The sequence below is a fragment of the Clostridioides sp. ES-S-0190-01 genome (assembly GCF_020658275.1).
Classification (GTDB): domain Bacteria; phylum Bacillota; class Clostridia; order Peptostreptococcales; family Peptostreptococcaceae; genus Clostridioides.
In genome coordinates this window covers 169421-181178 of record NZ_JACVWA010000027.1, presented here as the reverse complement: position 1 = coordinate 181178, position 11758 = coordinate 169421, and the positions used below count along the sequence as shown (strand labels likewise).

Annotated in this window: 10 protein-coding genes, 1 pseudogene and 1 other annotated feature; of the genes and pseudogenes, 1 reads left to right on the top strand and 10 read right to left on the bottom strand. The window is 27.9% G+C overall.

The window, feature by feature from the left end; translation table 11 throughout:
- Positions 1 to 9: 9 nt before the first annotated feature.
- Positions 10 to 242 (bottom strand) — a binding site (T-box leader).
- Between the two features lie 173 nt (positions 243 to 415).
- The 6 genes from IC214_RS10880 to IC214_RS10855 are packed head-to-tail and all read right to left on the bottom strand — an operon-like array spanning position 416 to position 3896.
- Complete coding sequence (locus IC214_RS10880) at positions 416 to 943, bottom strand: DivIVA domain-containing protein (protein WP_227432447.1); 528 nt, start codon at positions 941 to 943, stop codon at positions 416 to 418.
- Between the two features lie 34 nt (positions 944 to 977).
- Positions 978 to 1763, bottom strand: a complete 786-nt coding sequence (locus IC214_RS10875) for a YlmH/Sll1252 family protein (RefSeq protein WP_227866651.1) — start codon at positions 1761 to 1763, stop codon at positions 978 to 980.
- A gap of 9 nt (positions 1764 to 1772) precedes the next feature.
- The gene (locus tag IC214_RS10870) at positions 1773 to 2030 is read right to left on the bottom strand and encodes a YggT family protein (protein WP_054274603.1); all 258 of its coding nucleotides are present in this window, start codon (positions 2028 to 2030) and stop codon (positions 1773 to 1775) included.
- Positions 2031 to 2048: 18 nt separating this feature from the next.
- Positions 2049 to 2507 (bottom strand): cell division protein SepF, encoded by a 459-nt coding sequence (locus IC214_RS10865; RefSeq protein ID WP_227432445.1) that lies wholly within the window; start codon positions 2505 to 2507, stop codon positions 2049 to 2051.
- A 39-nt stretch (positions 2508 to 2546) separates the two neighbouring features.
- The gene (locus tag IC214_RS10860) at positions 2547 to 3251 is read right to left on the bottom strand and encodes a YggS family pyridoxal phosphate-dependent enzyme (RefSeq protein ID WP_227432444.1); all 705 of its coding nucleotides are present in this window, start codon (positions 3249 to 3251) and stop codon (positions 2547 to 2549) included.
- A 9-nt stretch (positions 3252 to 3260) separates the two neighbouring features.
- Entirely contained in the window at positions 3261 to 3896 is a 636-nt protein-coding gene (locus IC214_RS10855; RefSeq protein ID WP_227482890.1) for an HlyD family efflux transporter periplasmic adaptor subunit, read from the bottom strand.
- Between the two features lie 359 nt (positions 3897 to 4255).
- Here IC214_RS10855 and IC214_RS10850 point away from each other — a divergent pair, with 359 nt between their 5' ends.
- The gene (locus tag IC214_RS10850; protein WP_227432442.1) at positions 4256 to 5296 is read left to right on the top strand and encodes a PTS sugar transporter subunit IIC; all 1041 of its coding nucleotides are present in this window, start codon (positions 4256 to 4258) and stop codon (positions 5294 to 5296) included.
- A 464-nt stretch (positions 5297 to 5760) separates the two neighbouring features.
- Here IC214_RS10850 and IC214_RS10845 read toward each other — a convergent pair whose 3' ends face one another.
- From IC214_RS10845 to IC214_RS10830, 4 genes and pseudogenes are all read right to left on the bottom strand, one after another.
- Positions 5761 to 7116, bottom strand: coding sequence for a PFL family protein (locus IC214_RS10845; protein ID WP_227432441.1), 1356 nt, complete (start codon positions 7114 to 7116; stop codon positions 5761 to 5763).
- Positions 7117 to 7141: 25 nt separating this feature from the next.
- Entirely contained in the window at positions 7142 to 7411 is a 270-nt protein-coding gene (locus IC214_RS10840) for an ACT domain-containing protein (protein ID WP_227432440.1), read from the bottom strand.
- A 291-nt stretch (positions 7412 to 7702) separates the two neighbouring features.
- Positions 7703 to 9679 carry an Ig-like domain-containing protein gene (locus IC214_RS10835; protein WP_227432439.1) on the bottom strand — a complete coding sequence of 659 codons (1977 nt, stop codon included), beginning with the start codon at positions 9677 to 9679 and terminating at the stop codon, positions 7703 to 7705.
- 378 nt (positions 9680 to 10057) lie between these two features.
- Positions 10058 to 11677 (bottom strand): annotated as a pseudogene (locus IC214_RS10830) (hypothetical protein); the annotation flags it as partial.
- Positions 11678 to 11758 lie beyond the last annotated feature (81 nt).

Below are 11758 nucleotides of genomic sequence, written 5' to 3'. Positions count from 1 at the left end.
CCCTTTAAACAAAGGGACGAGTTATCAATCGCGTTACCACCCTAATTCTATATGTGAACTTAACAATAATCACATATAACACTCTAATAGTATAACGGCACTAACCGGCACAGCTTAATAAAGTTTAATCGTTCAGCCTGCAGCTCAAGAGTGATTTTCATCTTTATAAATTCCTTGGTTCTCAGCATACCCAATTCTCTGTAAAATTATCTAAAGATAATTGTCTCTATCAACGCTTTTAAAAATTTATCTGTGTTTATATGAAATTCTATAACAAATAATTTGAATAGTCAATATATTTTTGAAAAATATAATAATTTATATTTTTCTTACATATTTATCCTATTTTTTGTTTTTGTTATAGTATTCTCAAACTTAAACAATAATTCTACCTAAAATCCAGTAAAATTATTGTTTATTCTAAAGTTGTAGCAGCTTCATCATTACTATAATTATACACTGATGTACCTTCAAATGCATTTACACATTTTTCATCTACATCATAAAAAATCTCATCGACACTTCTTATTTCATCTTCTAACAATGATTTGAATTTATTTCTAAATATCTTAAATTCTTTAACTAAAGCATCGTACTCTTTTCTTATCTCTATAACACGATTATTAGCTTGTTCTATAATTTGTCTAGCCTTTAAATCTGCTTCTTCAACGATTATCTTAGCCTTTTTATTTGCTGCACTACAAGTGTCTTCTGCTGCACTTTGAGCAGTTATTAAAGTAGCTTTTAGTGTTTCTTCAATATTTTCATATTTATTTACTTGATCTTGATATAATCCTAATTTTTCTTTAAGAGCTGTATTCTCTCTACATAGAGATTCATAATCTTCTTTGATAATATCTAAAAACTCATCAACTTCTTCATCTCTATAACCTCTTAAACCTTTTTTAAACTCTTTATTTTCTATCTCAATTGGAGTTAGCATTACATTTCCTCCCAGCTATAATTTTAATTAGTCCTTATACAATTAATTTTGCTTGAACTTTTATTCTTCCTTTTTTAGTAATATCTCCTATTTGTGTTACTTTAGCTCTTCCTTTACCTCTAATAGAAATTAAATCATCATTTTTAATTATTTTAGAAGTTGAAGTTATCTTTTCATAATTGACATGGACTTTTTCTCCATTTATGTATTTTGCACTATCTTGCCTAGATATATTGTAAAGACTACTTATGATACAATCTAACCTATCTGAAGATACTGTAAATGATACTTCTTTATATTTTGAAGAACTATTAACAATATTTTCTCTGGAAATTTCCTTTACAATTACACTATTTCTTGAAACTTTCTCTAAATTTATGATTATAAAACCACAAATATCACTACTTACAACTACTTGACAAAAACTATCATGTATAATTATATCTCCAATTTTGTCTCTTTTTATACCTAGATTCAAAATTGCTCCTAAATAATCTTTATGAGATATACTTTTAAATTTAAAATTTCCTTCTATCTGTAAAAATCTAAGAGTATCTTCTATATCCTCATATTCCATGTAAAATGGATAAATAAATACAGTGCTTCTTTCAGCTTGTTCATAACCTCCATCCACACTGTATTTTATTTCATTAGTAGAATTTAATATATCTACAGCATTTCTCACTTCATATGGATTAAGAAACTCAGTAGACTTAACATCATAGTTTTTTATACAACTATTAGCCTTGTCTATTACTTTAAACATTTTATTTTTCAAGTCTACATCCTTTATGTGATTTGTCAATTTCAATTTGTCCATGTTATCACCTTAGAATATAACCAATACTAATTGTCTTAGGAACATCAATAATACTATTGCAATTAAAGGAGAAAAATCTATCGGCCCATTTGTGTATTTGTACATTATAGACCTGATTGGACCTTCTATTGGCTCTGTAAGATTTTCTAAAATCTCAAAAATTTTGCTTTGTCTTCCATTTGGAAACCAAGTCATCAAGCTTTTTATAACTATCATCCATGCTATTATGTCTAAAAGATAATATAGTGCAATTCTTATTGTTCCCATACATTAACCGCCTTTTTACTATTTATTTTGCCAAGGGAAGAATGCTTTGCTTTCTAATTCTTTTTTCATATTTGCATCTATATCTACATTATTAGGAGCTAGTATAAATATTGACTTAGAAACCTTTTGTATACTTCCATCTAAAACATAAACCGCTCCATTCATAAAATTAAATATAGATTTACGAACTTCAGAATTAGTCAATCCTTCCAAATTCACTATAACTGCCCTTCTTTGTTTTAGATGGTCTGCTATAGTTGCAGCTTCATCATAAACTTTAGGTTCAACTATTACAACTTTCATTTGAGAAGTTGTATGTAAATTTACAATTTTATTTGCTTTTGCAGCACTAAATCCGCCATTTATTTCTTCCTCTTGAACTATATCTTCCATACCACCTTCATATTCATCTTCAACATAATCTTCATCTTCATCAACTATCCAGTTCTTAAATTTAGATATTATTCCATTTGACATTATTAACTTCCTCCTTAGAATTTATTCAGATTTGAGTAATTATTTTTTATTGTAATTTCTTTCTCCAAAGATTGATGTTCCAACTCTAACAATGGTAGCCCCTTCCTCTATAGCAATTTCATAATCGTGACTCATTCCCATTGATAAAACATCCATACCTACATTAGATATGTTTAATTCTTTTATTTGTGTTGATAAATCTTTAAGACCTTTGAATACACCTCTTATTTCATCTTCATCTGCTACAAAAGGTGCCATTGTCATTAGACCTTTTATTTTTATATTTTTATATTTTTCTGACACTTCTTTGACAAAATCTATAACTTCTCCTTTGTCAAGTCCATGTTTAGATTCTTCTTTAGATATATTCACTTGTACTAAGCAATCTATTTCTCTATTTATTTGCTCAGCCCGTTTTTGAATTTCCTCGCATAATGCAACTCTATCTAAAGAATGTATCATACAAACTTTATCTATTATGTACTTAACTTTATTTGTTTGCAAAGTTCCTATTAAGTGCCAATTTAGTTTGTCACCTATAATATCATACTTTCTAGCTAATTCTTGAGGTTTATTTTCACCAACAGAAGTAATTCCTTCTTCCATTGCTTCATTAACTAAATCTACATCAACAGTTTTAGTAACTGCTAAAAGAGTAATTTCTTTACTATCTCTATTTACTTTTTTTGCAGCTTCATCAATTTTACTTCTTATTTCAGATAAATTCTCTTTAACAGAACCCATTATTATCACCTACTTTATCCTTATATTTGTGTTTATTTTGTTAGGTCTTAAAATTATTTTGTCATATAGATTAACACTTTTAACTCCATTTATGTCATTTTTATAATAATCCACAAATACAGAAGATTCATTTTCATAAGTTATCCCTTCTAGTATGACAAATTTTACACTTTGTGATTGTTCATCAATTACATATACACCACGTTTATTGTCTTTTGTTTTTATAGAAGTTTTAGGTATTTTTAAACATTCCATCTGATTATATATTATATCAAATTCTTCGACACTTGTATCCTGATTTCCAATAATTTGGTTACTTATTTTTAATTTTACCATTATTTTATTATTATTTTTATATATTTTGTAAACTTTTGCATCTATTTTTTGTTTGTCATATTCAATTACGACATCTTGATTTTTTTCAAATCTTTTATAATCTTCTTTATCAACATATATTGATAAATAACTACTCTGGTCATTAAAGTCTTTTTCTAGAGTACCTTCTGTACTAATTTTTGCATCGACTACTTCAGATTTTAATACTAATGTATCTACATTCTTACTAATAATCATTACTAAAATATTAAATACTAAATATATAAGAATACCAAGTATCACTAATCTGGTATATTTAACCTTTTTCAAAGACTCTCCCCCTATATAATTTCTTTCATTATAAATACTTCTTCTAAAAAAGGTTTATTCCTTTTTTATATGATAATAATTGTTTTTTTTCATATTAAATTTATTTTTTATCAATCTTCCTATACAAGATTGTATTATTTATATATAATTATATTGTAAAGTATAAGTTTAACTTAGATTTTAAACTTGCTTTATATACCTTTATAGTTATTTTTATTTTTAGATACAATATAAAACCAATTAAAATTTAAAATTACTTTTGTTCTGTTGTCATTAATTAGTTAATTATTTACACATTAGGATAACGTTATCATAAGCAAAAGTTTATGTCCTAAAAAAAATACAAGGAGGATTTTCTTATGTCAGAAATTTTATTAGGAACAGGTTTACTTTTATTGGTTCTATGTTGTTTCACAATTTTTAGTTACAAAGCTCCATATGGTATGAAAGCTATGGGAGCTCTTGCAAGTGCTGCTTGTGCTACTTTCTTAGTCGAGGCATTCAATCTTTCTTTACTTGGCGACGTTTTAGGTATGGAATTTTTTAGAAGTGTTGGAGCCGCTAATGGTAGCCTTGGTGGAGTTGCTGCTGCTATACTTGTGCCATTAGCTCTTGGTGTATCTCCAGTTTATGCTGTTTTAATAGGATTATCATGTTTAGATTTTTCTATATTATCTGGATTCGTTGCTGGATACTTTGTTTCTTTCTTAATTAAGTTTATAGAGAAAAAGGTACCACCTGGAGTGGATTTAGTAGTTGTAATCCTTCTATGTGCACCACTATCTCGTCTTATAGCATCAAATGTAGACCCATTAGTTAATAGTACACTACTACAAATCGGACAAGTTTTAATAGAGGCTACTAATATTAGTCCTATAGTAATGGGAATTATATTAGGAGGCTTAATAACAGTAGTTGGTACATCTCCACTTAGTTCAATGGCGCTTACGTCTATAATTGGTCTTACTGGTCTTCCTATGGCAATAGGAGCATTAGGTGCTTTTGGTTCAGCTTTTATGAACTCAACATTATTTGCAAGATTGAAGTTAGGATCTAAAAAAGATATTATATCTGTTGCTATTGAACCATTGACTCAATCAGACATAATTTCGGCAAATCCAATACCTATATATTGTACTAATTTCTTTGGAGGTGCTTTTTCTGGTATCATTGTAGCTTTGATGGGTCTTGTAAATATGACTCCAGGTACAGCTACACCTGTAGCTGGATTTGCTATAATGTTTGCCTATAATCCAGTTAATCAAGTACTCATAACAGCTGGCTTATGTGCCTTATTTAATGTAGCTGCAGGATTTTTAGGCTCGAAAATATTCAGTACTTTTAAAGTTCTTACTGCTGGTGAAATACGTGGTACTGATGTAGAAAAAGAAATTGCTTAAAAATAATAAGATTTATAAATTAATATTTTAAGTTAATATTTTAAATGATAAAGTTTTATATTGTAGGCAATTTTATTAATTGCAAGCGTTTTATTTTTATATTTATTTATGATTATTATGTGTGTTAAATATTTAGATAGTTTTTTATTTTTTTAATTTACTTTTTATTTAGTTTTTTATTTAGTTGATGTATTAAAAATAAATGTTAGTATAATTTATTACTATTAGATATCATAACTTTTAAGGTACATAAAAAGTTCTATTTAATAATTAGATAATATTAAAAAATAAAAGCGATACATGACCTTTTAAAAAGTCTATGTATCGCTTTGTTGTTATCACAATCTCAACAAAAATTTTAAAATTTATTATTTTAATTATAATCTTTCAATATATAGACTCACATAGACAACTTTAATTCTGTCATATAAATCTTTATTTGAATATTATTATATGTAATGTACTTAGTTTTTAAATGAATGTATAGGAGCTGGAATTCTTCCTCCTCTTTGAGTAAACAGTTCAGATGAATTTTTATTTATAGGCATTACTGGTGCTCGTCCTAAAAGACCTCCAAACTCGACCATATCACCTACATCACATCCTGGTGCTGGTATAATTCTAACTGCTGTAGTCTTATTATTAATCATACCTATTGCTGCTTCATCAGCTATCATAGCTCCAAGTGTACCTGCTGTAGTATCTCCTGGCACAGCTATCATATCAAGACCTACAGAACAAATTGCAGTCATAGCTTCAAGTTTATCTATACTTAAAGCACCCTTAATAACAGCATCAATCATACCTGCATCTTCAGATACTGGTATAAACGCTCCACTGAGTCCTCCAACATGTGAACATGCCATAACTCCACCCTTTTTAACTGCATCATTTAAAAGAGCTAGTGCTGCTGTAGTACCATGAGTACCAACAACTTCAAGTCCCATCTCTTCTAATATATTTGCTACTGAATCTCCAATTGCAGGTGTAGGGGCTAATGATAGGTCTATTATTCCAAATGGAACATCTAGTCTACTAGAAGCTTCTTTCGCTACAAGTTGTCCAACTCTTGTAATTTTAAATGCTGTCTTTTTAACAGTTTCTGCAACAACATCAAATGGCTCTCCTTTTACCTTTTCTAAAGCTCTCTTAACAACACCAGGACCACTTACACCAACATTGATAATTCTATCTGCTTCACCAACACCATGGAATGCTCCTGCCATAAATGGATTATCTTCTACTGCATTACAAAATACTACTAGTTTTGCACAACCAAATCCTTTTGCATCTTTTGTCATTTCTGCAGTTTCTTTTATAATTTCTCCCATTTCTTTTACTGCATCCATATTTATACCACATCGTGTAGAACCTACATTTACTGAAGCACATACCTTATTAGTACTTGCCAAAGCTCTTGGAATTGATTTAATTAATATCTTATCACCTTTTGTATATCCCTTTTGAACCAATGCTGAGAATCCACCAATAAAGTCTATTCCTAAATCCTCTGCTGCTTTATCTAATGTCTGTGCGAATTTCACATAATCTTCTTCATCTGTTGCACCTGCAATAATGGATATTGGAGTTACTGATACTCTTTTATTTACAATTGGAATACCAAATTCACGTTCTATATCCTTACCAACTTTTACTAAGTCTTTAGCAGAATTCATAATTTTATTATATATTTTTTCTCTCGCTTTATCTCCATCAGGGTCTATACAATCTAGTAATGAAATCCCCATAGTTATAGTTCTTATATCTAACTGTTCTTCATCTATCATCTTGATTGTTTCAAGTATATTTCCTACATTCACTGTTATCACCTCCCCTTACTATTTACTACAGATTATGCATTGAATTAAAGATTTCTTCTCTTTGAATTTTTACATCTACTGATAATTTCTTTCCTCTTTCAATTAAATCTTCAACCGTTTGCTCAAAAGAATTTAATGCTTTTTCTAAATCAACTACCATAATCATTGTAAAATATTCTTGAAGTATTTTTTGTGAAATATCTACTATATTAATATTTTGCTTGTATAGCTCATCACTAATTCCTGCTACTATACCTGGTTTATCCTTTCCAATCACTGTTAAAATTGCTCTCATAATAATATCCTCCCTTATTTTTTTATAAATCTTACATTTTTACAAATTGAACTAGTTGCTAACATATATTTCATTTATTTGTTGGTAAATCACTTTTTATGTATATATTTAATATATTTTAATACCTATATATTCATTTGTCAATTTTTTTTCAATATTCTATTATTTTTATACTATTTAACCAAACTGTATATTATATATCATTTTATTAATAGTTATATATAGTTTTCATAATAATGAAAGGCATTACTTAGTAGCTTTATAATTTACTAAATAATACCTTTTTAAAAATTATTTTTTTATTTGTATGAATTCTATTACATTTTTTCTTACACTTGGATTTACAGCTAATATAGAAACAATCATAGTTGGAGTTAATATACAAAGTAAAAAGAAAATCTCTCTATTTAAATTATATTTTTTAAATATAGATTTAAGATTCTCATTGTCATTTGCTATTTCATCATAATTATTTACTCCTGATTTTTCATTGTTTATTTCTTTATTTCCGTTTACAAAAGCCTCTCCATAAGAGAAATATTGATTATTATTGCTAAATACTGATTTCTGTTTTAAATTATAATTGCTATCATCTTCTATCATTAAATTTTTACTATTAAATTTATTTTTATACTCATAATCATTTTCTTTATCAGCATTTATATCAGTATTTTCTTTATTATTTTGATGATTTTTATTATCGACACCACCAGCACTTGGTCCTATGTTATCTTCTGAATCATTTGGTTTTCCTCCATTAGAATCATTATTTTCATTACTACCATTGTCAGTATTTTCTTTATTTTCATTATTATCTTCTTCTTTATTTTTATTGTTATTACCCTCATTTTCACTACTGCCATCTCTATCTGGGTCATCTCTACCACCACCTCCACGATCACCTCCATCTATAATAACGTCTCGGTCATCTTCTGGTGTCATCTGACCATTGCCTCCACCCATCACAAATCCTGGTTTTAAAAATATATTTGAATATCCGTCCCTTAATCCACCTTCTACATTTACTCTAAAACATCTCAATTTAAAATCTTCAAAATCAAGTATAGTTTGGTTACTAATATAATTTAATTCTTTGCTTACCCAATTTATACCATCATCAGAATATTCTACAAATACCTTCTTGGCATTATATGGCATACTGTAATCTAAAATAGCTGAATAACCCTTTTTTGAGTTTATAAAAGATACTTCTAAATCGTTTATAGGTCCTTTATTTGTAACATGAACATATAAAATAGGCGCAACATTATGATTTAGCACTATATTATTTTCATTTAGATATTCTTCTTTAAATTTTCCTTTTATCACGAACTCTGCATTTTTATTTAAATCAGTATAGTAATTTGATAAATCCCAGTCCACATCTAACCTTTTAAACTTTCCACTAGAAGTTTTTAAAGTTACAGTTTGAGGAAATTTTAAATCTTCTATTTTATCTTCTTTTGTTATCATTATTTCCTCTTCAAAGACTCCAATACCTCTGCAATTACACCTTATAATATTATAATCATCATCTTGAGGTATATCTGGCATTATTGTATTTTGCTCTCCTATAATATAGACATTCTTGATCTCTGATACAATTGACCGTCCTTTTTTATTGTTACTTCTTAACCCTAAACTTTGCTGTTTATTATCATCATTGACAATTACTGAAGTATCCTCTATTTCGACTTCTCCCTTAGAATAAATTCCTATAGCATTTTCTCCATCAACTTCAATCGTTTTACAGTCTACTCTAACATTATTTTCCGAATAAATTCCTATAGCGTTTTCTCCACTTGCTTTTATGTTTCCAACCTCACCATAATATGTATCTATAATTAAATCAGCTTCTTCTTCTGCATACAAAGCAGTTCCATTTAAAGCAGTTATATTATCTATCCCTATCCTTAGCTTTCCTCCTCGTTCTACATGAATTACACCGTCTGTTTCACCTTCTCCAATTATATTTAATTCATTCCCATTGATAAAAAAGTTCCCTTTATCTTTTATGAGTATTTTATACTTATTGGTATCTATTGTAATCTTAGTTCCATATGGAATACTAAGTTCAAAATAACCATCTATTACCATATCACAAGAAAGAGTGTAAACTATTTTTTTATTATTATATTCATTTTTCAAAATCCAACTTTTAAAATCATTCAGACAATTATTTTCTTGGGAAAAACTCTTATTTGGGAAAAGTGCAAAAATCATAATTAACAAATTTATAAGAATAAAAGCTTTGTTTGTTTTGCTCATATTTTTCTCCTACTAATTCTCTTATCAAATAAAATTGAGTTATTTTAAACAATTTTACTTATTTTACTATTTAAATTTTATAAATTTATTTATATACTTTATGATACCAGGATTTACTGCTATTATTGAACATAGCATGATTAAAACTACAATTCCAATTCCAATGATGATTCCACTATTAAAATTTTGAGTTTTATTCTGTGATTGAGAAGGAGAGTCTAATTTATCATTAAACTTACCTACTTCAGAAGTATCTTCTCGATTTAAGGCATTATCGTCATTAAATGTATTTTGAGGAGATTTATAATTTTCATTATGACTTTCTGTTAATATTTCCTTTAAACTACTTTCAATTTTATTTTTCATGATTAAATCATTACTCTTAAAGTTTTTGTCTTGATTATTAATGTTTTTGTTTGTTTCATTCTCTGTCTTAATATCTTTTTCATCTGACTTATCATTTTTTTCATCTTGCTGAAGTTTATTGTCTTTTTCTTCATCATTAGATTCTGTATCTTTATTAGAATCTTCAGGTCTTTGCTTATCAATAGCTTCATTCTCATTATTGTCATTTGTATCTCCAATAATCTCAGAATCTTCTCTATCTGGGTCATCTCTACCGCCACCACCACGGTCTCCATCAATATCATCATTTTCCCGTTCATCATCTGGTGTCTCTTGGCTATCGCCACCTCCCGTTATAAATCCTGGTTTAAAAACTATATTTGAATACCCTTCTTTTAATCCTCCTTCCACTCTTACTCTAAAACAACGCAGCTTAAAATCTTCAAAGAAAAGTATAGCTTAGTCTCTAATATCCTCCTGTTCTTCAGATATCCAATTTATTCCGTCACTTGAATATTCAACAAAAACTTTACTTGCACTATATGGCATGTCATAATACAAAGCAGCTACATATCCATTTCTTGTATTTTGAAATTCCAATTCCAAATTATCTATTGGTTTTTTCTCTATAACAGATATATTCAAAATAGGAACAACATCATCATTTATTATAATTTTTTCTTTATTTAATGTTTCTGTTTTAAACTTTCCTGTTATACTAAAATTTTCTTCTTTTTTTAGCTTTTTATAATAATCAGTAAAATCCCATTCTACATCTATATCTATTTGATTACTACTAGATGTTTCTAATACCATATCTTTGGGAAATTTTATATTTTCTATTTTATCATCTTTACTTACTTTTATTTCTTCACTAAATACATTAATTCCCCTATGACAACATTTTACAATATTATATCCAGAATCTTCAGATATGGCTGGTATAAACTCATTATAACTATCAATTATATAAATATTTTTACTTTTTGATACAATTGATTTAACAGTTTTATCTGAACTTCTTAATAATCTAGTTTTGTTGTCATTATCATAAGCTCTTACTGATGTGCTTTCCAACTCAATATCACCTTTACAATATACTCCTACAGCATTTTTCCCTCTTACCTCTATATCCTTATATGGCACTCTAATGTCATTTTCAGAATAAATTCCTATAGCATTATTTCCATTTGCCCTTATATTTCCAATACTTTCATAGTATGAACTAAATCTTAAATAACCTCCTTCTTCAATATATAAGGCAGTTCCGTTGGTAGCAATTATATTATCTATACCTATATTTAATCTCCCTCCTTTTTCTACATGTATTACTCCATCTTCTCCACCCTCTCCTACTATATTCAATTCATTTTCTTGAATTATAAAATTCCCTTGGTCTTTTATTAAAATTTTATATTTATTAGTATCTATTGTGAGTTTAGCTTCATCTGGAGTGAAAAACCTATATTCTTCATCTATCACCATATCACAAGAAAGAGTGTAGACCATCTCTCCAGTATTGTTTTTATTTTCTTGATACCATATTTTAAAATCTTCAAGGCAATTATCCTCTTGTCCAAAGACTTTATGTGGAAAACTTATAAAACATAAAAATATTATATTTACAAAAATAAATATCTCATACTTTCTCATACTACACCTCTAGAATTTTTTTAGCTTAAAACAGCCTTGTATAAAAATATACTTTACTCATTATAATTTTTCCACAATTAT

Bases quoted from the DNA above. Each gene is read 5' to 3' on its own strand.
- IC214_RS10850 (WP_227432442.1), top strand. From the start codon at position 4,256: ATGTCAGAAATTTTATTAGGAACAGGTTTACTTTTATTGGTTCTATGT.
- IC214_RS10875 (WP_227866651.1), bottom strand. From the start codon at position 1,763: ATGGACAAATTGAAATTGACAAATCACATAAAGGATGTAGACTTGAAA.
- IC214_RS10840 (WP_227432440.1), bottom strand. From the start codon at position 7,411: ATGAGAGCAATTTTAACAGTGATTGGAAAGGATAAACCAGGTATAGTA.
- IC214_RS10865 (WP_227432445.1), bottom strand. From the start codon at position 2,507: ATGTCAAATGGAATAATATCTAAATTTAAGAACTGGATAGTTGATGAA.
- IC214_RS10870 (WP_054274603.1), bottom strand. From the start codon at position 2,030: ATGGGAACAATAAGAATTGCACTATATTATCTTTTAGACATAATAGCA.
- IC214_RS10880 (WP_227432447.1), bottom strand. From the start codon at position 943: ATGCTAACTCCAATTGAGATAGAAAATAAAGAGTTTAAAAAAGGTTTA.
- IC214_RS10835 (WP_227432439.1), bottom strand. From the start codon at position 9,679: ATGAGCAAAACAAACAAAGCTTTTATTCTTATAAATTTGTTAATTATG.
- IC214_RS10860 (WP_227432444.1), bottom strand. From the start codon at position 3,251: ATGGGTTCTGTTAAAGAGAATTTATCTGAAATAAGAAGTAAAATTGAT.